This window comes from Novosphingobium album (ex Hu et al. 2023) (assembly GCF_022832385.1).
GTDB lineage: Bacteria > Pseudomonadota > Alphaproteobacteria > Sphingomonadales > Sphingomonadaceae > Novosphingobium > Novosphingobium album.
Map to the genome: position 1 here is coordinate 13,252 of NZ_JALHLE010000047.1, position 20,236 is coordinate 33,487.

Annotated in this window: 21 protein-coding genes and 1 pseudogene; 15 read left to right on the top strand and 7 right to left on the bottom strand. The window is 63.8% G+C overall.

Annotation, left to right across the window (positions count from 1 at the left end; genetic code table 11):
* Window positions 1-5 precede the first annotated feature (5 nt).
* The 4 genes from MTR64_RS20305 (at window position 6) to MTR64_RS20320 (ending at window position 4,284) form a co-directional block, all read left to right on the top strand.
* Entirely contained in the window at window positions 6-1,088 is a 1,083-nt protein-coding gene (locus MTR64_RS20305) for a tartrate dehydrogenase (RefSeq protein ID WP_243996369.1), read from the top strand.
* 152 nt (window positions 1,089-1,240) lie between these two features.
* Complete coding sequence (locus MTR64_RS20310) at window positions 1,241-2,617, top strand: aspartate aminotransferase family protein (RefSeq protein WP_243996370.1); 1,377 nt, start codon at window positions 1,241-1,243, stop codon at window positions 2,615-2,617.
* Between the two features lie 10 nt (window positions 2,618-2,627).
* Window positions 2,628-3,116, top strand: coding sequence for an Lrp/AsnC family transcriptional regulator (locus tag MTR64_RS20315; protein WP_243996371.1), 489 nt, complete (start codon window positions 2,628-2,630; stop codon window positions 3,114-3,116).
* 19 nt (window positions 3,117-3,135) lie between these two features.
* Window positions 3,136-4,284: a M20 aminoacylase family protein gene (locus tag MTR64_RS20320; RefSeq protein ID WP_243996372.1), complete on the top strand. Its 1,149-nt coding sequence runs from the start codon at window positions 3,136-3,138 to the stop codon at window positions 4,282-4,284.
* A 56-nt stretch (window positions 4,285-4,340) separates the two neighbouring features.
* Here MTR64_RS20320 and MTR64_RS20325 read toward each other — a convergent pair whose 3' ends face one another.
* The 6 genes from MTR64_RS20325 to MTR64_RS20350 all read right to left on the bottom strand — a co-directional run bounded on the left by MTR64_RS20325 (window position 4,341) and on the right by MTR64_RS20350 (window position 9,241).
* On the bottom strand, window positions 4,341-5,081 hold the full coding sequence (locus tag MTR64_RS20325) for a copper resistance protein B (protein WP_243996373.1): 741 nt from the start codon (window positions 5,079-5,081) through the stop codon (window positions 4,341-4,343).
* 98 nt (window positions 5,082-5,179) lie between these two features.
* A complete protein-coding gene (locus tag MTR64_RS20330) occupies window positions 5,180-6,178 on the bottom strand; it encodes a copper resistance protein B (RefSeq protein WP_243996374.1) in 999 nt (332 codons plus the stop codon).
* Window positions 6,178-7,938, bottom strand: coding sequence for a copper resistance system multicopper oxidase (locus MTR64_RS20335; protein WP_243996375.1), 1,761 nt, complete (start codon window positions 7,936-7,938; stop codon window positions 6,178-6,180). Before MTR64_RS20335 ends, MTR64_RS20330 begins: the two co-directional genes overlap by 1 nt.
* 26 nt (window positions 7,939-7,964) lie before the next feature.
* The gene (locus MTR64_RS20340) at window positions 7,965-8,489 is read right to left on the bottom strand and encodes an RNA polymerase sigma factor (protein ID WP_419144973.1); all 525 of its coding nucleotides are present in this window, start codon (window positions 8,487-8,489) and stop codon (window positions 7,965-7,967) included.
* A gap of 57 nt (window positions 8,490-8,546) precedes the next feature.
* Window positions 8,547-8,987: a periplasmic heavy metal sensor gene (locus MTR64_RS20345; RefSeq protein WP_243996377.1), complete on the bottom strand. Its 441-nt coding sequence runs from the start codon at window positions 8,985-8,987 to the stop codon at window positions 8,547-8,549.
* The gene (locus MTR64_RS20350) at window positions 8,987-9,241 is read right to left on the bottom strand and encodes a hypothetical protein (protein WP_243996378.1); all 255 of its coding nucleotides are present in this window, start codon (window positions 9,239-9,241) and stop codon (window positions 8,987-8,989) included. Before MTR64_RS20350 ends, MTR64_RS20345 begins: the two co-directional genes overlap by 1 nt.
* 204 nt (window positions 9,242-9,445) lie before the next feature.
* Here MTR64_RS20350 and copC point away from each other — a divergent pair, with 204 nt between their 5' ends.
* The 7 genes from copC (at window position 9,446) to MTR64_RS20385 (ending at window position 16,112) form a co-directional block, all read left to right on the top strand.
* Window positions 9,446-9,832, top strand: coding sequence for a copper homeostasis periplasmic binding protein CopC (gene copC, locus MTR64_RS20355; protein ID WP_243996379.1), 387 nt, complete (start codon window positions 9,446-9,448; stop codon window positions 9,830-9,832).
* Window positions 9,833-9,835: 3 nt separating this feature from the next.
* Window positions 9,836-10,690, top strand: coding sequence for a copper homeostasis membrane protein CopD (copD, locus tag MTR64_RS20360; RefSeq protein ID WP_243996380.1), 855 nt, complete (start codon window positions 9,836-9,838; stop codon window positions 10,688-10,690).
* Between the two features lie 254 nt (window positions 10,691-10,944).
* Entirely contained in the window at window positions 10,945-11,790 is an 846-nt protein-coding gene (locus tag MTR64_RS20365; RefSeq protein ID WP_243996381.1) for a GNAT family N-acetyltransferase, read from the top strand.
* Between the two features lie 13 nt (window positions 11,791-11,803).
* A complete protein-coding gene (locus MTR64_RS20370) occupies window positions 11,804-12,979 on the top strand; it encodes an alanine racemase (protein WP_243996382.1) in 1,176 nt (391 codons plus the stop codon).
* 2 nt (window positions 12,980-12,981) lie between these two features.
* A complete protein-coding gene (locus MTR64_RS20375; protein ID WP_243996383.1) occupies window positions 12,982-13,374 on the top strand; it encodes a RidA family protein in 393 nt (130 codons plus the stop codon).
* A gap of 3 nt (window positions 13,375-13,377) precedes the next feature.
* Window positions 13,378-14,655 (top strand): NAD(P)/FAD-dependent oxidoreductase, encoded by a 1,278-nt coding sequence (locus tag MTR64_RS20380; protein WP_243996384.1) that lies wholly within the window; start codon window positions 13,378-13,380, stop codon window positions 14,653-14,655.
* Window positions 14,652-16,112, top strand: coding sequence for an aldehyde dehydrogenase family protein (locus MTR64_RS20385; RefSeq protein ID WP_243996385.1), 1,461 nt, complete (start codon window positions 14,652-14,654; stop codon window positions 16,110-16,112). Before MTR64_RS20380 ends, MTR64_RS20385 begins: the two co-directional genes overlap by 4 nt.
* A gap of 86 nt (window positions 16,113-16,198) precedes the next feature.
* Here the strand turns inward: MTR64_RS20385 and MTR64_RS20390 are convergent, their stop codons facing one another.
* A complete protein-coding gene (locus MTR64_RS20390; RefSeq protein WP_243996386.1) occupies window positions 16,199-17,521 on the bottom strand; it encodes an NAD(P)/FAD-dependent oxidoreductase in 1,323 nt (440 codons plus the stop codon).
* Window positions 17,522-17,583: 62 nt separating this feature from the next.
* Between MTR64_RS20390 and MTR64_RS20395 the strand changes: the two genes are divergently transcribed.
* From MTR64_RS20395 to MTR64_RS20410, 4 genes and pseudogenes are all read left to right on the top strand, one after another.
* Window positions 17,584-17,892 (top strand): hypothetical protein, encoded by a 309-nt coding sequence (locus tag MTR64_RS20395; protein WP_243996387.1) that lies wholly within the window; start codon window positions 17,584-17,586, stop codon window positions 17,890-17,892.
* Window positions 17,893-17,935: 43 nt separating this feature from the next.
* Window positions 17,936-19,096 carry a DUF1624 domain-containing protein gene (locus tag MTR64_RS20400; RefSeq protein WP_243996388.1) on the top strand — a complete coding sequence of 387 codons (1,161 nt, stop codon included), beginning with the start codon at window positions 17,936-17,938 and terminating at the stop codon, window positions 19,094-19,096.
* 124 nt (window positions 19,097-19,220) lie between these two features.
* Complete coding sequence (locus MTR64_RS20405; RefSeq protein ID WP_243996389.1) at window positions 19,221-19,928, top strand: cupin domain-containing protein; 708 nt, start codon at window positions 19,221-19,223, stop codon at window positions 19,926-19,928.
* Between the two features lie 144 nt (window positions 19,929-20,072).
* Window positions 20,073-20,192, top strand: a pseudogene (locus MTR64_RS20410) (IS110 family transposase); the annotation flags it as partial.
* Window positions 20,193-20,236 lie beyond the last annotated feature (44 nt).

The following is a 20,236-nucleotide window of genomic DNA, read 5'->3' on the forward strand; positions in this document are numbered from 1 at the left end:
CACCCATGGTTCAAACTGACAAGCGTTCCTATTCCATTGCCGTCATCGCCGGTGACGGCATCGGCAAGGAAGTCATGCCCGAGGGCGTTCGTGCACTGGAGGCCGCGTCCGCGGCTTTTGGCTTCCAGCTCGATCTCAAATGGCATGAGTTTTCCAGCTGCGACTACTATCTGAAGCACGGCCAGATGATGCCGGACGACTGGAAGCAGCAGATCGGCCCGGTCGATGCCATCTTCTTCGGCGCTGTCGGCTGGCCGGAGACCGTACCGGACCACATTTCCCTGTGGCAGTCGATCCTGCAGTTCCGCCGCGAGTACGACCAGTACGTCAACCTGCGCCCGGTACGCCTGATGCCCGGCGTCCCCTGCCCGCTTGCCGGCCGCGAGCCGGGCGACATCGATTTCTGGGTCGTGCGCGAAAATACCGAAGGCGAATACAGTTCGGTTGGCGGTCACATGTTCCCCGGCACTGATCGCGAGATCGTCATTCAGGAAACGGTGATGACCCGGCTGGGGGTCGACCGCGTGCTTCGCTATGCCTTTGATCTGGCAAGCAAGCGGGAACGCAAGCACGTGACCAGCGCGACCAAGTCGAACGGAATTGCCATCACCATGCCCTTCTGGGACAGCCGGGTGGAAGCCATCGCCGCCGAATATGCCGGTGTGAGCCACGACAAGTACCACATCGACATCCTGGCCGCTCAGTTCGTGATGAACCCCCAGCGTTTCGACGTCGTCGTCGCCTCCAACCTGTTCGGCGACATTCTTTCCGATCTCGGCCCGGCCTGCACCGGAACCATCGGTGTCGCCCCCTCGGCCAACATCAATCCCGAAGGCGCCTTTCCATCGCTGTTCGAGCCGGTGCATGGTTCTGCCCCCGATATCGCCGGTCAGGGCATTGCCAATCCGGTCGGCCAAATCTGGTCCGCAGCGATGATGCTGGAGCACCTTGGCGAAACCGCGGCCGCGGCATCGGTTCTGGCCGCCATCGAAGAGACTCTCGTGTCAGCCAATGGCCGGACCCGTGACCTCAAGGGCAATGCTTCCACCGAGGAATGCGGCAAGGCCGTGGCCTCGCTGATCGCCTGAAACCGCGTGCGAGGGCGCGCAGCACAATCTGCCGCCCTCTGCCGCTGATCGGTGCCGGGGACCATCGCAGGGCCGGAAATTCAGCGAAACCCACCGAGTTCGTTTCGTAGCATGTGGCCATGCAAGATGCTTCTCGCCGCCCGTCCGTCCCGATGTCCAACCGTTCGCTCGCCGACATCGACCGTCAGCACCTGATCCATCCGGTCTCGTCCTTCCGTGGGCATCAGGCTCATGGTCCGCAGATCCTGGCATCCGGTGACGGCATGTGGCTTACCGATATCGACGGCAAGCGCGTGCTTGATGCCTTCGCGGGCCTGTGGTGCGTCAATGTCGGTTATGGCCAGCAGTCCATCGTTGATGTGGCCGCCGAACAGATGCGCAAGCTGCCCTATGCCACGGGCTACTTTCACTTCGGCAGCGAACCCGCGATCCTTCTGGCGGAAAAGCTCGTATCCCTAAGCCCCGAGGGGCTGGACCACGTCTATTTCACGCTCGGCGGATCGGATGCGGTAGACAGCGTGATCCGCTATATCACGCACTACTACAACGCCATCGGCAAGCCCGAAAAGAAGCAGTTCATTGCCCTTGAATGGGGCTATCACGGGTCCAGTTCGACCGGGGCCGGCCTCACCGCCCTTGGCAATTTTCATCGCGGTTTCGACCTGCCGCGCCCCTGGCAGCACCACATCGCATCGCCCTACCCCTACCGTCACCCCGAAGGGCATGACGATGCGGCAGTGATCGCCCACACCGTTTCCGCCCTTGAAGCCAAGGTCGCAGAGCTGGGCGCGGACACGGTCGCTGCGTTCTGCTGCGAACCGATTCAGGGTTCGGGCGGCGTGATCGTCCCGCCGCGCGGATGGCTGAAGGCGATCCGCGAAGCCTGCGACCGTCTCGGTATCCTGTTGATGGTCGATGAGGTTATTACCGGCTTCGGGCGGACAGGCCCGATGTTCGCCTGTGACGCAGAGGACGTCTCGCCTGACTTCATGACGCTCGCCAAGGGGCTTACCTCTGGCTATTCGCCCATGGGCGCAGTGCTGATGGCCGATCACGTGTTTCAGGCGATCGCCGATTCCGCACCGGAAGCCCTGCCCGTCGGTCACGGTTTTACCTATTCGGGCCATCCCGTGAGCGCTGCCGTCGCCCTCGAAGTCATCCGGCTATACGAAGACGGCCTGCTCGAAAACGGCGTTCGCACGGGCGTATGCTTTGCCCGGCACCTGGAGCGCATTCGCGAACACCCGCTGGTGGGCGACACCCGCGGAAGAGGCCTTCTCGGCGCCATCGAGTTGGTGACCGACAAGCAAACCAAGGCAGGTTTTGCTGCGGACCTCGACGTGCCCGGAAAACTCTCGAAGCTCACGTGGGAAAACGGCGTGATCGTCCGTTGCTTTTCCAATAGCGTGATCGGCTTCGCACCGGCATTATGCTGCACGGAAGAGGAAATGGACCAGATATTCGCCCGCGTCGAGCAGTCCCTTGATCAGCTGTTGGAGATGCCCGATATCCGGGCAGCACTCAAATAAAGAGAACAGGATGTCGTTTGGCCCGAAACTTGACCGGATCGACCTGAAGATCCTCGCCAAGCTGCAACAATCCGGCCGCATCACCAATGTGGAGCTTTCGGATGCTGTCGGCCTGTCGCCGAGCCCGTGCCTCACGCGCGTCAAGCGGCTGGAAAGCGCGGGCTTCATCACAGGCTACGGGGCCCACATCAATCTCAACCGGCTGGGCGAGTTTCTGACCGTATTCACCGAAGTGACGCTCAGCGAACATCGCCGGGGAGACTTTTCCCGTTTCGAGATGCGGATCGCCAAGGTCGATGAGATCGTCGAATGCCATCTGGTCAGCGGCGGATATGACTACCTTCTGAAATTCGTCGCGCGCGGTGTCGGCCATTATCAGGCGATCATCGAGGACATGCTGGAAAGCGATTACGGCATCGAAAAGTACTTCAGCTACGTCGTGATCAAGAGCCCGTTCATCAAGCACCACTTCCCCATCCAGAACCTGTTCGGTGAATAATGGCCGGAGCGTTTCAGGCATGAACGGGATCGCCGATCTGATCGATCCGATGATTGCATTCCGCCGCGACATCCACGCCCATCCGGAACTCGCCTTTTGCGAGCACCGAACAGCCGAGCGCGTGGCCAACATGCTGCGGGACGCCGGTCTCGAAGTTCACGAGGGCATCGGCGGCACCGGGGTCGTTGCCGTGCTGCGCGCCGGCAGCGGTTCGCGCACGCTGGGCCTGCGCGCCGACATGGACGCGCTTCCGATCGACGAAATGACCGGCGCGCCATGGCGCAGCACGCGGCCCGGCTGCTTCCACGGCTGCGGCCACGATGGCCATACCGCAATGCTCCTGGGGGCGGCCTTGGCCCTGGTCAAGGATCCCGGACTCTCGGGCACGCTGCATTTCATTTTCCAGCCGGCCGAGGAAGGTCACGGCGGCGCGCGCAAGATGATCGAGGATGGCCTGTTTGAACGCTTTCCGTGCGACAGGGTCTATGCCCTGCACAACTGGCCCGCCCTGCCCGCAGGCCAGATCGCAACACGGCCGGGCCCGATCATGGGAGCGGCCGACAAATTCCGCATCACATTGTCCGGCAAAGGCGGTCATGCGGCCCTCCCGCATGAAACACCGGACACCATCCTTGCTGCGGCCAGCGTCGTGCAGCAATTGAACACCATCGTGGCACGCGGCGTGCCCCCAAGCGCAAACGCAGTGCTTTCCGTTACCGAGATCCACGGCGGCCATTCCCACAATGTCCTGCCCGAAACCGTCGCCCTGGGCGGCACCGTTCGCACTTTTGACCCGCTTGTGCAGGACCGTATCGAGGAACGCATCCGTCAGATCCTGCGCGGCGCGGAAGCGGCTTTTGAAGTGCAGGCCAGCCTCGACTATGACCGCTACTACCCGGCAACAGTCAACGATCCGCAGGCCGCCGCAGACGCGCTGGCCGTCGCACAGACGGTAGCTGACGCCCGGCTAGCGCCGGAACCCGCAGCAACGTCGGAAGATTTCTCATTCATGCTGCAGGCCCGCCCCGGCGCCTACCTTTGGCTGGGTCAGGGCTGCGGCTCGGATTCTCCGCCGCTGCATAACCCCCGCTACGATTTCAACGACGACGTGCTGGAGACGGGCATCCGTCTGCACATTGCCCTCGCCCGCCACTGGTTGCAGGACTAGGTCGGATCGATATTCAGCCCTAAGCTGCACACTTCCCGGCCCTGCCGGGCTGCGGGTCAGAAGTTCGCGCCGAAACCGATGATCGCGTGGGTTGCCTGGCCACTGTCACCTTGCGCCTTGGCGATCCTGCGCGTCCCGCCGGTCAGCCGCTCGTGGATGACGCCCACATAGAGGTTGAAGACGGGGCCCAAACTGCGCCGCAGGCGTACAGAAGTATCGAGTTCACCAAGACCAGCGCCCGCCTCCTCGGAGGGTATCGCGGAAGGCGTCCAGCTTACCGCAACGCGTGGTTCAAGCGTCAGCTGCTCAGACAAGGGAAAAGAGCCAACAGCTTGCGCGGCCCCGCTGACATCGCCTTTTTCCGAAAGAAACAGAAAGTGCTCAAGGCTGAGCCAGCTGGCAGGACTGCCACTGAACGCCAGGACGGCGTGGTTCAGTTCGGGACCGGACCGAAAGTCGCGCCGGGCGCCCATCATGACCTGGACGCCGTTGCCGAAGGTGTGCGCATAGAGCACCTGCGCCGTCATCTGGTCGAGCGTGGGGCCCACGTCGCTGCCGCCTTCAATCTTGAGCATCGCACCATCGGAGGCGTCGCCCGCATAGAAGGTGTTATCGAGAAAGACATGATTTGTGCCCTCTGAAAGGTGCACTTCCATCATCTCGATCTGGCCGAAAGAGGCCGATGTTGCCCCGGCATCGTCATCCTGCGCGGCCGCCGCCACTGGCAGGGCTGCCGCGAGACAGGACAGGACAAGTGCCAGTGTGAAGGCCGGCTTGCGGGGAAGATCTTGGTGCATACCTGAACTTGGCCCGGCATCTGCGAAATCTGGTGCGCTTCTGTGCCGTTTGGGACAAATGCGATGCCGCAATCCCCCGTGCCCTTGGCATATTCCACTCAGAAGATCATGCGCACTCCGGCCAGCGCGGAAACATGGCTTGCCCCCTCGCCATCGCTGCGTGCGTAGTCCGCACTCTTTCCGAAACGCCGCTCCCAGAATACGCCCACGTAGGGCGCGAACATGCCCGTCACCTCGTAGCGCAGGCGCGCGGACAGTTCGAGTTTGTCCATTCCGCTGCCGATGCCGAGTTCCGGCACATCCTGGAATGCGGCATTGGCCTCCAGTTCAGGTTCCAGGATCAGGCGGTTGGTGATCCGCTGGTCGTAGCTGGCGGTGAGACGCCCGTGCACGTCGCCCTTGTCGGAGACGAACATCTGGGCCTGCACCTCGATCCAGTAGGGCGCCAGCCCTTCAATGCCGGCCATCGCGTAAGTGCGCTGTGGATCCGGCGCCAGATCCTGCCTCATGCCCAGTTGCAGATTGAACCAGGGATCGATCGCATGACGCCAGTAACCGGAAAGCTCAAGCCGCTCCGCCTGTTCTCCGAAATTGCCTTCGCCCTCGAAAGCGAACACGGCGCGATCGATGTCGCCGCCATACCATGCCTGCCCGGCGAAACCGTAACCGTCCGAGCCGTCCCTTGCGCGGTATTCCAGTTCATCAATCTGCACGGCGTAGCCACGAAACCTCATCGACTTGAGCGTGGCCGCAAGTGACCCTTCGATCACGGCGCGCGGGTAATACCGCTCTGCGGCAAGATCCGTGGACACAGGCGGTGGCGGCGCATTCCCCGGCGTATCGGCGGATGACGCTGGCTGAGCCGTGCCATGGCTCATATGCATGGAATGATCCATGCCCTCGCCGGGCGGGACGGGCTCTGCACCGTGATCCATCGCCTCATGGTCCATCGTGCCGTGGTCCATTGTTTCATGGTCCATGGCCGCGTGATCAGCGGGCATCTCGACCGAGGCCGCGGCGTTGTCTTGAGCGAGGGCAGGCACGGCCGGCAGGGCTGCCGCAAGAACGAGCGCCGAAGCGCAGGGATAGACGCGCATCAGGCCGCCCCCCCTTCTTCACCTTGGTCATCCCGGACAGTCACGATGCGCATCATGCCCGAATGCATGTGAAGCAGCATGTGGCAGTGGAACGCCCAGTCCCCCTCCCCGTCGGCCGTAAGGTCGAAAGAGGCCTTGCCGCCTGGCAGCACGTTCACCGTGTGCTTGCGCGGCCGGTGCCCCGGCTCGCCGCTGACAAGTTCAAAGAAGTGCCCGTGCAAGTGGATCGGGTGGGGCATCATCGTGTCGTTGATCAGATTTACCCGAACCCGCTCGCCGAGCCGGAACGGAATGGGCTGTGCGCCTTCCGACAGCGAAACCCCGTCCATCGACCACATGTAGCGCTCCATGTTGGCCGTAAGATGCACGTCGATCTGACGGCTGGGCGTGCGATTGTCCGGATTCGGATCGCGTGACCGCAAATCGGCATACGTCAGCACACGGTGTTCCACGTCCTCCAGCCCCGTCGGGCGGTCCGCAATGCGGTCTGCCGGCGCCGGCGAAAGGGTTGCGACACCCGGCCCCATCGGCACGCCCGGTGCGACCGAGGGATCGCGCATGGACATGGAATGGCCTTCCATGCTGTCGTTTGCGGGTTTGCTGAGATCGATTTCGGCGCCGTCGCCCATGTCCATGCCGGACATGTCCATCCCCATGTCGCGCATCGTCAGCTGCGGGCGCTGGCGCAGAGGCGGCACCGGTGCGACCGCGCCGGGCGACCGCGCCAAAGTTGCCCGGACCAGCCCGGACCGGTCCAAGGCCTCGGCAATGACGCCATAAGCCGGCTCCTCGCCGGGCGTGACGATGAAGTCATAGGTTTCGGCGATGGCAATCTGGACCTCGTCGGTCTCGACCGGCTTCACCGGCAATCCGTCGGCCGCGACAACCGTCATCGGCAAGCCGGGGATGCGGAAATTGAAATTGGTCATGGCCGAAGCATTGATGACCCGCAGGCGTACCCTTTCCCCGGGCTGGAACTGGCCGGTCCAGTTTTCCGCCGTTCCGTGGCCGTTGACGAGGTAGCTGTAGGTTACCCCGGTGACGTCCGAGATATCGGTGGGGTCCATGCGCATGGCCGCCCATTCGAGCCGCTCCTTGAGCGGCTGGTCCCGCCCCTGCAACAGCCCCGCAAGCGTCTGCTTCTGCCGGTTGAAATAGCCCCCTGCGATCTTCAGGCGGCGCAACTGCTCGTGCGGGTGCATCGGGCTCCAGTCCGACAGCACAAGCACATGCTCGCGGTCATAGGCTTCCAGCGGGCCATCCGCAGGATCGATCACCAGCGGTCCGTAGAGCCCGACGCCTTCCTGCATTCCCGAATGGCTGTGATACCAATACGTGCCGGACTGAACGAGCGGAAACTCATAGACGAAGGTTTCGCCGGGATCGATGCCGGGGAAGCTGAGGCCGGGAACGCCGTCCATCTGGAACGGGACGAGCAGGCCGTGCCAATGGATCGAGCTTTGCTCCGCCAGGTGGTTGGTCACGGCGACCCGCACCGTCTGGCCTTCGCGCAGCCGGATCAGCGGGGCGGGCAATGTGCCATTCACGGTCACCGCGTGGGCAGAGCGCCCGCCCGTCGAAAAATGGCTGTTTCCGATCGAAAGTGCGATCGTTTCCCCCGACAGGACGTCGGCAGTGGCCAGCCCCGCCGATCCGTTGCGGGCCCAGGCGGGAAAGAGGCTGCTGCTGCCCAGCGAAGCGGCGAGTACGCCTGATGCGGCAAGAAACCGCCGGCGATCAAAGGAAGCTATGTTGATCATCGTCCTTCAATACGCGGCCCGCAGCTTTATCCCTGAAGAACCTGAGATAATTTCTGGCGGGCCCGGTATATTCGCGTTTCAACCGCTTTTCGGCTGACACCCAGCACCCGGGCGGTTTCGTCCTGTGAGAAGCCCTCGATTGCGCACAGCAGCAGCGGCTCCTTCAGGTTGGCCGGCAATTCGGCGATCGCTGCGTTGATGCGCGCAACTTCCATCGCGGATGCCAGGTTCTCTTCAGGGCCTGGCGCCGTGTCCGGCACGCGGAACGCTTCTTCCTCGGGCAGGGCAAATGTAAAGAACCGCCGGACGGTCCGCCGCCGGTTCCAGTCGTGGCACTTGTTCACCGCGATACGCAGCAGCCAGCTGCGAAAGGAGCGCTGCAAATCATAGCGGTGCAGCGCGGCGAACGCAGCAACGAAGCAATCCTGGGTCAGGTCCATGGCTTCGCTGTCCTCACCCACATAGCCGCGCACGAAGCGGAAAATCGCTTCGCGGTGCCGTTGCATGAGAACGCGAAAGCCGTCTTGCCCCCCGGAAAGCGCGGAGCGCACCGCGGCTGCATCGTCAGCCAGCCCGCCATCAGGTTCCGGGGTGCTGACCATGCCGGATCAGTCTTGCGCGGGCGCGGTGAGTGTTTTGGTGATGCCTTCGTCGAAAATTCGGGCCTGGTCCGGCCGCAACACTGCGCGCATCGCGAAGATATGGCGCAGCGTCGCCTTTTGCAGTTCGCCCATGGCATGGTGCGATCGATCGACTGCCTTTTCGACATCGGGCCCATAGCTGTGCTCGTGCGCGATGGCGGCGGCCAGATCGGCATTGGCCGCCTGCATTTCAGCCTCAAGCGCCTTGCGCCGCGCCGCAAAGTCCTTTTCGAGCTGATCGACCTTGGCGTGCTGCTGCGGATCGAGATGCAGCTTCTCATGCACGATTTCATGAAGCTGGCCGCTGGCCGGGTCGGAGCGGAACAGAACTTTGTCAGCGTGGACCGCAATCAACGCGACGAGAAACGCGACAACCGCGATGACGACATAACGGACCAGCCCCCGCATCAGTCGGCCAGCAGGCTGGAAGGCGCGGTCGCAGGCACACCGAGCAGGGTTTGTCCGGACGGACCCGGCTGGGGGTTGCCGGTCCAGACACCGACCAGCAGGGCGACAGCGCTGGCCAGCGCGACCGAGCGGACGGCCGTCTTTCGTTCCCGCAGTTGTGCCATGCCGGTAAAGACCTGCTCATCGATTCCATCGAGTTCGGGTGGCACCGGGCAATCGCGAATGTCCGCCAGTACCGAATCCAGATGCCTCATTCTCTTCTCCACCTCCCGGCCAGGACGCACGGGAGCTTGCCGTTTGCGTTCTGATACGCACGGCGCGCGATCATCCCTCAAGCAATTATGGCTAGCGCATTTGCCGTCTCATGGGAATTTTTCGCTGGGGGCCGAGGGATGCGGCAGGTCCGCGCCGTATTGCCTGCACAGCCCGACAAAAATGGGTCCAGTCTGGAGAAGCACATGTCCCGTATCACGTTCCCCCGCCTGCTGCCGCTTGCCGCCATTCTGCCGTTCCTCGCAGCGAGCCCCGCCCTGGCTCATCCCAAGCTTCTCTCGTCCACGCCCGCCGCGGATTCGTCTGTCAGCAAACCGGCCACGATCGTCCTGAACTTCAGCGAGACGCTCGTCGGCCCGCTCTCGGGCATTGACCTCGTGATGACCGGGATGCCGGGCATGGCCAATCACAAGCCGATGCCGATCAAGGGCTTCACTGCGAATGCCGATGGCAAGACCCTGAAGGTCGCGCTGCCCCGGCCCCTGCCGGCCGGCAGCTATGCGCTTTCCTGGCACGCGGTTGCCGCAGACCAGCACCGCATCGAGGGATCTTTCACCTTCACGGTCAAGTAAGCGATGCTCGATGGAAGCCTGGGCGCGGCGCGCATTGCGGTCTACCTGACGCTGCTCGCCGCGGCCGGGCTGCCCTTTTACAAATGGACACTGGGGCGCCCCAGCGCAGACCAGCCAATGCGGGCAGCAATTGTCTTGCTGGCAGCGGCCGGGGCGGGTGCTTCCTGCTTCTGGGCCGTGGCATCGGTCGCCGCGATGACGGGAACGCCGGTAAGCGCCACCAGCGCCGAAACCGTGCGCGCCGTGCTGGCGGCCACGCCGATCGGCGGCGCGATGGCGATCCGCCTCGCCGCATTGGCGGCGCTGGCCGCACTCGCGGTTTTCCTGCCCCGCCCCTCGCTGCTGACGATAGCCGGCATCGCCGCCCTCGGCACAAGCGCGTGGGTGGGCCACGCAGGAGCAGGAGAAGGCTGGCCGGGAACATGGCACCGCCTTTCCGATCTCGTCCATCTTGCCGCCGCGTCGCTCTGGCTGGGTGCGCTTCTGTGCTTTCTGCGCGACGCTTGCAGCGGATCCCCCGATGTCTCTGCCCTTCAGCGCTTCGCGGCGACAGGCACTATCGTCGTCGTCCTTCTCGCGCTGACAGGCAGCGCCAATGCATTGCTGATAGCCGGCCCCACGGGCTGGTTCGCGAGCAGTCTCTGGACAAAGCTGATCGCCGCCAAAGTCCTCCTCTTCATGGCCATGCTGGCGCTGGCCTCCAACAACCGCTGGCGGCTGACCCCTGCCGTCGCCGCGGCACGGCCCGGTGCCCGCAGGCGCCTGGCGTGGTCGCTGTTCGCCGAGACGGTCTGCGGCGTTTCCGTAGTCGCGCTCGTCGGCCTCGCCGGTATGCTCGATCCCGCAGCCGCGCCTTGAATGGTGACGGTGGATTCTACCGCGGCTTGGCCGAGAACCCGTGTCCGCCCCTGCGCTGCACCGGCCCGGCGGAAACCCTCAACGGCTTCAAGCCCCCGGAGAAGCGGCGTTTGCTGACGCCATCCGAACCTCTCGCGGCGCACCCGAAATTTGGCAGGAAATTCGGTTGCCGCGCATAAAGCAGCATATTGGCCCAGCCGCGCGCGATACGATGGGATGCCAGGATCAAGCCGCATACGGAAGGATCGCATTGCATGATCGACTCCGAGCTTACGCTCGACACGCTGACCGCGGACGATCTTCCGCAGGCCGTGGCGCTGTCCAGCGCGCTTGGCTGGCCCTATCGTCTGATCGACTGGCAATTCGCGCACGGCCTCGGCCATGGGCTTGCCCTGCGTCATGAAGGCCGCCTGATCGGCACTGCGCTGTGGTGGGACTATGGGGCCACCATCGCAACGGTCGGGATGATCATTGTCGATGAAGCCTGCCGTGGGCGCAAGCTGGGCTCCAGGCTCGTGGATGCGCTGATCGAGCAGACGCAGGGGCGCTCCATCATCCTCAACGCCACGCTAGACGGGGTGGAACTCTACCGCCGCCGGGGCTTTGCCGGGTTCGATACGACCTGCCAGCATCAAGGCCCCGCCCAACCTGACATGAGCGCGCCGGACAGCGCCAACGTGGCCGCCGCTCGGAAAGCCGATTTACCGAGCCTGGCCGAAATCGACCGGCAGGCGACCGGAATGGACCGCACCGGCCTGTTGTCGCGCCTCTGCGAGACCGGAAACATCTTCACCTTGCGCGATGGCACTGGCCAGCTTTGCGGCTATGCCGTCTGCCGCGAATTCGGGCGCGGTCACGTCATCGGTCCGGTCATCGCGCCAGATGTTTCCGGCGCGCAGGCTCTCATATCCGTGCCGCTGCGGCAGTTCTCCGGCCAGTTCGTGCGTGTCGATACCGCAGCTTCGACGGGGCTGTCCCCCTGGCTCGCCGCACAGGGCCTGGCGCAGGTTGATACTGTCGAAGCTATGGTTCGCGGAGACCGCCCGCAAACATCCCCGAACCGCCACGTCTTTGCCCTTTGCAGCCAATCTCTCGGCTAGGAACGATCCAGAAATGACCCAGACTGCCACTCTCGAAGCACGAACGCAGGCCCCCACGCTCGCGACCCTGCCGACCCCGGCCCTGATCCTCGATCGCGACCGGATGGACCGCAACATCGCGCGCCTCAAGGGCCTGATGGATGGCCACGGCGTCGTCCTGCGCCCGCACCTGAAGACGGCCAAGTCGATCGATGCGGCCCGCCGGTTCTTCCCCGACGGTCCCGGCCCGATCACCGTCTCGACGCTCGCCGAAGCGGAATATTTCGCGCGCGAGGGCGGCTTTACCGACATCACCTATGCTGTCGGCCTCGATCCCTACAAGGCCGAACGCGCGGCACGGATGGTGGCAGACGGAGTCGATCTCAAGATCACGCTGGACACCGTCGAGCAGGCTGTGAGCCTTGGCGAAGTGGGTGCAACCGTCGGGGCCTGCCCGTCCGCCTTCATCGAAATCGACTGCGACGGGCATCGCGGCGGCCTTCTGCCCGATGATCCGATGCTTATCCGCGTGGCCCGGGCGCTTGCGGACTGCAATGTTCCCCTTGCCGGTGTTCTGACCCACGCGGGCGATTCCTACGGCCTCAACGATCCCGAAGCACTGGCTCAGGCCGCCGAAGGCGAACGCGCTGCCGCCGTCGCCGCAGCGGAGGCACTGCGCAAGGCCGGGTTCCAATGTCCTATCGTCAGCGTCGGCTCCACGCCCACGGCCCATTTTGCCCGCAATCTGGACGGCGTCACCGAAGTGCGCGCAGGCGTCTTCATGTTCTTCGATCTCGTGATGAATGGTGTGGGCGTTTGCACGACGGATGACATCGCCGTGTCGATCCTGACCACGGTGATCGGCAAGAAGCCCGAAAAAGGCTGGATTCTGGTCGACGCCGGCTGGATGGCCATGTCACGCGATCGCGGCACCGCGAACCAGGCGGTCGATTACGGCTACGGCCTCGTCTGCGATGTCGCGGGCAATCCTATCCCCGGTCTCATCGTCGATCAGGCCAATCAGGAGCACGGCATTCTGGCCCTGCGCAAGGGCAGCGGCGAAACCCTGCCCGACCTCGCTATCGGCACGCGGCTGCGCATCATGCCCAATCATGCCTGCGCCACCGGCGCGCAGCACGAAGCCTATGAGGTGGTGGCCAATGGCAGCCCCGAGGTCATTGCCCATTGGCCGCGCATGAGGGGGTGGTGAGCATGAGCAAGCCCGAACCCATCATCGTGCCTGGCGCCGTCGCGCCCGCGGGGCATTACAGCGCCGGCGTGCGGCATGGAGACATGGTCTATGTCTCCGGGCAGCTTGGCGGCCGCGCGGACGGAACGCATACGTTCGACGAGCCTTTTGAAGTTCAGGTCCGCGCCGCGCTCGACAATGTCTTCGGCGTCCTTGCCGCGGCCGGGCTGGGACCGGAAAATCTGGTCAAGGTGACCGCCTATATCGTCGGCATCGATAACTGGCCCCCTTTCAACGCCATTTACGCCGAAGTGATGGGCGATGCCCGTCCGGCCCGCGCCGTCGTGCCAGTGCCAGAGCTTCACTATGGCTATCTCATCGAAATCGAAGCCATCGCCGCTGCAACCGGGAACTGAACCATGAAGCTCATGTCCTACTGGCATGATAACGCCCCGCCCTTTGCAGGCGGCGCGGAAGGCCCGTTCGGCGGCAGCGCCGATGTCGTGGTCGTCGGCGGGGGATTCACCGGCGGCAGCGCTGCGCTGGCGCTGGCGAAGAAAGGCGCGCGGGTTGTCCTGTGCGAGGCCGATGTCATCGGCAGCGGGGCATCGGGCCGCAACGGGGGCATGTGCAACAACGGCTTTGCACAGGATTACCGGATGCTGGCTGCCACTCTGGGCAACGAGCGCGCCAACACTATCTACCGCGCCTTCGACGCGGGGGTCGATACGGTCGAACGGATCGTGCGCGAGGAAGGCATCGACTGCGGCTTTGCCCGCACCGGCAAGCTCAAGCTCGCAGCCCGCCCCGAACATTACGACAAGCTGGCGCGGACCCAGGAGGTTCTTGCGCGGGAAGTCGATCCCGACACCTTCATGATCTCGCGCGAGGGCCTGAAGGACGAAGTGGGCACAGACCGGTTCTTCGGCGGAATGGTCTTCGCCAAGAGCGGCAGTATGCACATGGGCCAGTTCGTGCGCGGACTGGCCGAAGCAGCCGCCCGCCATGGCGCGCAGATATGGGAACACACGCCCATGACCGGGCTGCGCCAGACAGCGAATGGCTGGCAGGTCACAACGCCGCGCGGCACCATCGAAGCAAAGCAGGTGCTGCTGGCCAGCGGCATTTCCCGCACCGGCCCGCTTGGCTGGGTACGGCGGCGCATCGTGCCCGTGGGCGCCTTCATCATCGCCACCGAGCCGCTGTCGCAGGAACAGGTCGACCACCTCCTTCCCAGGCGGCGCATGGCGGTGGATACCAAGAACCTCGTGAACTACTTCCGTATCCTGCCGGACAACCGCCTGCTCTATGGCGGCCGCGCACGATTCGCGGTTTCCAACGAGAAATCCGACGTGAAGAGCGGCGCGATCCTGAAGGCGGCCATGGCCGACACGTTCCCGCACCTGGCCGATGTCCGCATCGACTACTGCTGGGGCGGAATGGTCGACATGACCCGCGACCGCCTTCCCCGTGCGGGGGAGAAGGCGCCCGGACTGTTTTACTCGATGGGCTACAGCGGCCACGGCACCCAGATGTCCACCCTCATGGGGCAGATCATGGCTGAAGTGATGGACGGCCAGCCAGACCTCAACCCGTGGCGGGATTTCGACTGGCCGGCCATTCCCGGCCACTTCGGCAAGCCCTGGTTCCTGCCGATTATCGGTGCCTATTTCCGTCTGAAGGACAAGCTTTCGTGAACGATCCCGTCGCCCATCTAGCGGCCTCCGGCCACCTTTCCCGCATTTTCATGGCCGGGCAGTGGGTAGAGCCGAAGGCCGGTCAAAGCGTGCCGGTGATCGATCCGGCCACGGAAACGTGCATCGCCGAAGTCAGCCTGGGCGGAGCCGCGGATGTGGATGCCGCGGTGGCGGCGGCCCGCGCGGCCTTTCCGGACTGGGCGGCTACCCCGGTACGCGAACGCGCGGCGCTGCTGACGAAGCTGCGCGGTCTTATCCTTGATCGCGCAGAGCTGTTCGCGCAGGCCATCACGGCCGAAATGGGCTCGGCCATCAGCTTCGCCCGCGCCGCGCAGGTCCCTTTCGCCGCCGAACATATCCGGGTGGCAGCGGAAAATGCCCTTGAATACGAATTTCTGGAAATACGCGGCACAACGGCCATCGCGCGCGAACCGATCGGTGTCGCGGCCCTGATCACGCCGTGGAACTGGCCACTGTACCAGATTACGGCAAAGGCCGCTCCGGCACTGGCGGCGGGCTGCACCGTGGTTCTGAAACCCAGCGAGCTGTCGCCGCTGAGCGCGCTGCTGTTCGCCGAGGCAGTGGCCGACGCGGGCTTTCCCGCCGGTGTGTTCAATCTTGTGATGGGCAGCGGCGCGGACGTGGGCGATGCCATGGCCCGTCATCCCGATGTCGACATGGTTTCGATCACCGGCTCGACGCGGGCAGGCATCCTTGTGTCGAAGGCCGCCGCCGATACGGTCAAGCGCGTAGCGCTGGAACTGGGCGGGAAGTCTCCGAACGTGATCCTGCCGGATGCCGATCTCGAACGCGCCGTGCCGCCGGGGGTGGCCTCGGCCATGCGCAACGTCGGCCAGTCCTGTTCGGCGCCCACGCGGATGATCGTTTCGCGTGACAAGCTGGCGGACGTCGAACGCATCGCCGCCCGCACGGTCGCCACCTTTGTCGTCGGCGACACCCGGGACGATGCCACCACGCATGGGCCGATCGCTAACCAGGCGCAGTTCGAGCGGGTGCAGCGCATGATCGGCATCGGCATTGCCGAAGGCGCGAAGCTGGTGTGCGGCGGTCCCGGCAGGCCGGATGGCCTGGACAGCGGCCTGTTTGCACGCCCGACCGTCTTTTCCGAAGTCGATACGGCCATGGCGATCGCGCAGGAGGAAATCTTCGGTCCGGTGCTGACCATCATTCCCTACGACAGCATCGACGAGGCCGTGCGCATCGCCAACGACACCGTCTATGGCCTTGGCGCGCATGTTCAGGGCACGGACCTCGAACAGGTGCGTGCCGTCGCCGCGTGCATTCGCAGCGGGCAGGTCCACCTGAACTATCCCGCGTGGGATCCCCAGGCGCCTTTCGGCGGCTACAAGCAGTCCGGCAACGGCCGCGAATACGGCGTCGAGGGTATGGAAGAGTTCCTGGAGACGAAGGCGATCGTGGGTTACCTCCCGGCCTGACCACGGGCGCACTTCCGCGCCTCAAACGAAACAGGGCCCCGCGTTGGCACGCGGGGCCCTGTTTCGTTTGGCTTGCAGGTCTGGCGTCAGAGCGCACCGACCTCCACTTTCGAGCCGTCGATCAGCCGCGAGAGGCGGAACGGCACAGGATCGACGGCAGGTGCGTCCCCGTTGATGAGCTGGGTCATGAGATACCCGATCGCGGGACCAACCCCGAAGCCATGGCCGGAACAGCCGGCAGCCACGAACACGCCGCCAAGCGCATCGACCGGCGAAAGCACGGGCACCGCATCGGGCGTGCAATCGACATAGGCCCCCCAGGCCATGTCCAATTCGACACCGGCCAGTTGCGGAAAGGTCGTGCGGACATTTTGCAGAACCTCGTCGACCTGCTTGCTCAGAGCCTCCGGCGCGCAGACGCGATTGCGCTCGAACACCGCCGGATCATTGCTCAGGAGCGATTGGGCCGAATCCGGTCCCTTCAGGAACGACTTGCCAACGCCGACCTGCACAGCCTTCAGACGCTGGATGAACTGCGGCATGAATTCCCGAGCATAGCGAATCCCCTGCGGCGTCATTTCCAGGATGGCGCGCCCGCTGATGGCCAGCGTGTAGCTGCCATCCAGTCTGCGCGTCATTGCAAAATCGGGGCAATAGAGAACCTCGCCGACATTCGCCGTGGGCTTGGTCCGAAGCACGCTCTGCCTGACGCTCGCCTGCGGAAACTTCACCCCGTGCGTGCGCAGAAAGCGCGATGCCCACGCGCCCGCCGCGCAGAGCACGGCGCCGGTGCGGATATATCCCTTTTCCGTGTGCACACCCACGACGCGGCCATTGGTCATATCCAATGCCCGCGCCGCACAATCCTGATGGATCGTCGCGCCCAGCGACCGGGCCGCAGCCGCGAGGCCCGGCGCGGCAAGCGCAGGCTCGGCCTTGCCATCGTCATGGTTGAACAGCCCGCCCAGCCACTTGCGCCGCGTTTCGGGAATTTTGCCGGCGGCTTCGCGGGCACTCAGCATCTGGGTGTTGATGCCGAATTCCTTGGCAACGGGAAGCCAGTTTTCCCAGCCTTCCAGCGCGCTGGCATCATCCGTGGCATATAGCAGCCCGCAGCGCCGGAATCCGAGGTCGCGTCCGATTTCGCCCGGCAGCTCGTCCCACAGCTTCATTGCCAGCACCGAGAGCGGCATCTCGCGCCGGTCGCGGTTCTGCTGGCGGCACCAGGCCCAGCTCCGGCTCGACTGTTCGCAACCGATATAGCCCTTGTCGATCAAGGCAACCGACAAGCCCCGCTTGGCCAGGTAATAGGCGCTCGCCGTCCCGACGATGCCCGCTCCCACCACAACGACGTCTACCGCTTCCGGAAGCGCTTCGTCGCTGGGAATACGCTCGATGACGGGGGACATGATGATGGGAACCTCGCAATCTAGAAAGCCAATGAAAGGCAGAACCTTCTTCGCACGGAGTCATGGCATTCATTGCCCGACAGATTGCGCCGAATTCACCTGTCTATTCGGCACAGGGACGGGCATCCTGCACTGATGCGCAGGCTGGTACGCTGCACGCCGTTCCGGGCCTCCGCGCTTGTGGTTGCATCCGGCTTCCTGCAAAATATGTCATGCGGCAGGAAATATCGGCGCAGCCGGAAAGGCGGATGGGCAATGCGCCGCATTTTGATCAACTTCCACAGGAAATGCCGCGAGCATCGGCCACCATGCCAGCCTTGGAACATCTACGACTGGGACAAACCGTGTCGGTCCGGGCAAAAGGACGGTAACGCTATGGCAAATGCCGCTGTAATTGGAAATCCGGGGGCGAGCGTGCCACGCGCCGAACACCCCGCTGTCACCGCGCGGGTGCGCTTGCAGAGCATCGATGCCCTGCGCGGCCTGATCATGGTCATCATGCTGTTCGACCATGTGCGCGAGGCGTGGTTCCTCTATATGCCGGTGAACGATCCGCTCGACGTCACGCAAGTGGCGCCTTCGCTGTTCTTCAGCCGCAGCTTCAGCAATATTTGCGCCCCCAATTTCGTGTTCCTTACCGGCCTCGGCGCCTGGCTCTATTCGCAGCACCATACCAAGGCGGAAACATCGTCGTACCTGCTGACGCGCGGCCTTTTCCTGTTAGCGATCGAGCTGTGCTACATGTCGGTGATCTGGATGAACGCCTGGCCGATGACATTTTATCTGCAGGTCATCTGGGCCATCGGCATCAGCATGATCGCGCTGGCCGCGCTCATCCACCTGCCGCGCTGGGCGATTGTCTCGCTTGGCCTGCTGATTGTCTGCGGCCACAACCTGCTTGATCCGATCCGCTTCGAACCGGGCGATCCGCTCTTCGTGCCCTGGGCCCTGCTCCATCAGCGCGATACGATCGACCTGCCTCTCGGTTTCCATGCGAAGACATCCTATCCCGTGCTTGCCTGGATCGGCGTCATTGCACTGGGCTGGTCGATTGGCCCCTGGTTCGGCAAAGGCGCCGATGCGCTGCTGCGCCAGAAGCGCCTGCTGCTCGTTGGCCTTGGCATGATTGCAGCCTTCATCGTGCTGCGCTCCATCAATGTGTATGGCGACACGCCATGGACCCCGGGCAATAACGGTCTTCAGACCTTCATGGCATTCGTCGCGCTCACCAAATATCCCCCTTCGCTGATGTTCCTGCTGCTGTTCGTTGGCATGGGCCTTCTGCTGCTCTGGTTCTTTGAAAAGGTGAACGGGGCAAGCTGGCTGGGGATCATCTCGGTTTTCGGCGCCGCTCCGATGTTTTTCTATCTGATGCACATCACCGTGCTGCAGATCATGTATCACATTGCCTATGCCCTCTTCGGCCCGAACCACGGCGCCTACTATGGCTTCGACAACATCAGCTCGGTCTGGCTGTTCTACTTCCTCATGATCCCGGTGTTCTACGTGCCCACCGTGTGGTTCTCGAAGTACAAGCAGGCCCATCGCGAAAAGGCCTGGCTCAAGTACTTCTGAGCCCGCCGGCCAAAGGCCCGCACCACCTCACACCCCCATTGGCTGCCGGACTACGGCCCTTCGGATCGCAATCCCCGCATCCGGCAGCCAAACGCCCCCAATCCAGGAGCCCCCTGTGACCACTATGACCGACTGCCCCACGATTATCGACCTTGCTGCGCTCACCGCGATGGCGCCGCCGGCACCGGGAGCCGATCCCTTCGGCGCGGACGCCAGCATCCTTCCCGTGCGGGCCGGCCCTTGCGAGGTGTTCGCCGCCAGCCTCGCCGCAGGCGAAGGCCAGTTCGAGGAACACCGCGGTGACTGCTGGATCATGGCGACCGCAGGCGATCTTGTCTTGCGCATGCGCACGCAGGAATTCCGCGTGGCCCAGGGCAGCAGCGCCGTCATTGCGCGCGGCACGGCGTTTTCGTGGCACACGCCGTCCCCGGCATCACTCATCGCAATGCGCTACCTTGATGCTGCGGAAGGTCCGGGCGGCATCACCCTGATCGACAACCAGGCCCAGCTTTCGCCTTCGAATCCCCCTGCCGACGATGTGCTGATCAGCGAGAAGCCATCGTGCCGCTCCAACAACCACTTCTCCTCAGAGGGCGGCAACTTCCTCTGCGGCATCTGGGATTCGACTCCATACACGCGCAAACCGATCTTTTTCCGCCACAGCGAACTCATGCACCTGCTGGCCGGAAAGGTGACGTTCACGGATGCCTCGGGACGCTCTGCCACCTTCGAGAAGGGAGATACTCTCATTATCGAGCAGGGCGCGGAATGCACCTGGGACAGCCGCGAGCATGTCGCCAAGATCTATGCGCAGTATCGTCCTGCAAGCTGAGAGACTCATACCAAAACATAGAGTAATCGGTGGGTTGGGAACGCCGGCGCGATTGCGATGCGTTGGAAGGGTGGTTGCCCCCCCCATAGGATGAAGAACGGGCTCACGATTGACACCGGGCCCAGCATCAAACGGGAGACAACCATGGAGCAGTTTATTGGCCTCGACGTGTCATTGAAAGATACATTCATCTCAGTGCGCCAAGGCGGTCAGAGGATCTGGCCCGGCAAATGCCCGTCTGACCCTAAGCTTATAGCAGAGGTCTGAAGCGCCCCGGGTTTTCCGGAGGCTCCAATTTGTGAGCAGGA

What these genes read in the sequence shown, in the direction of transcription:
- MTR64_RS20305 (WP_243996369.1), top strand. Translation starts at nt 6, where the DNA reads ATGGTTCAAACTGACAAGCGTTCCTATTCCATTGCCGTCATCGCCGGT.
- MTR64_RS20310 (WP_243996370.1), top strand. Translation starts at nt 1,241, where the DNA reads ATGTCCAACCGTTCGCTCGCCGACATCGACCGTCAGCACCTGATCCAT.
- MTR64_RS20315 (WP_243996371.1), top strand. Translation starts at nt 2,628, where the DNA reads ATGTCGTTTGGCCCGAAACTTGACCGGATCGACCTGAAGATCCTCGCC.
- MTR64_RS20320 (WP_243996372.1), top strand. Translation starts at nt 3,136, where the DNA reads ATGAACGGGATCGCCGATCTGATCGATCCGATGATTGCATTCCGCCGC.
- MTR64_RS20325 (WP_243996373.1), bottom strand. Translation starts at nt 5,081, where the DNA reads ATGCACCAAGATCTTCCCCGCAAGCCGGCCTTCACACTGGCACTTGTC.
- MTR64_RS20330 (WP_243996374.1), bottom strand. Translation starts at nt 6,178, where the DNA reads ATGCGCGTCTATCCCTGCGCTTCGGCGCTCGTTCTTGCGGCAGCCCTG.
- MTR64_RS20335 (WP_243996375.1), bottom strand. Translation starts at nt 7,938, where the DNA reads ATGATCAACATAGCTTCCTTTGATCGCCGGCGGTTTCTTGCCGCATCA.
- MTR64_RS20345 (WP_243996377.1), bottom strand. Translation starts at nt 8,987, where the DNA reads ATGCGGGGGCTGGTCCGTTATGTCGTCATCGCGGTTGTCGCGTTTCTC.
- MTR64_RS20350 (WP_243996378.1), bottom strand. Translation starts at nt 9,241, where the DNA reads ATGAGGCATCTGGATTCGGTACTGGCGGACATTCGCGATTGCCCGGTG.
- copC (WP_243996379.1), top strand. Translation starts at nt 9,446, where the DNA reads ATGTCCCGTATCACGTTCCCCCGCCTGCTGCCGCTTGCCGCCATTCTG.
- copD (WP_243996380.1), top strand. Translation starts at nt 9,836, where the DNA reads ATGCTCGATGGAAGCCTGGGCGCGGCGCGCATTGCGGTCTACCTGACG.
- MTR64_RS20365 (WP_243996381.1), top strand. Translation starts at nt 10,945, where the DNA reads ATGATCGACTCCGAGCTTACGCTCGACACGCTGACCGCGGACGATCTT.
- MTR64_RS20370 (WP_243996382.1), top strand. Translation starts at nt 11,804, where the DNA reads ATGACCCAGACTGCCACTCTCGAAGCACGAACGCAGGCCCCCACGCTC.
- MTR64_RS20375 (WP_243996383.1), top strand. Translation starts at nt 12,982, where the DNA reads ATGAGCAAGCCCGAACCCATCATCGTGCCTGGCGCCGTCGCGCCCGCG.
- MTR64_RS20380 (WP_243996384.1), top strand. Translation starts at nt 13,378, where the DNA reads ATGAAGCTCATGTCCTACTGGCATGATAACGCCCCGCCCTTTGCAGGC.
- MTR64_RS20390 (WP_243996386.1), bottom strand. Translation starts at nt 17,521, where the DNA reads ATGTCCCCCGTCATCGAGCGTATTCCCAGCGACGAAGCGCTTCCGGAA.
- MTR64_RS20395 (WP_243996387.1), top strand. Translation starts at nt 17,584, where the DNA reads ATGGCATTCATTGCCCGACAGATTGCGCCGAATTCACCTGTCTATTCG.
- MTR64_RS20405 (WP_243996389.1), top strand. Translation starts at nt 19,221, where the DNA reads ATGACCGACTGCCCCACGATTATCGACCTTGCTGCGCTCACCGCGATG.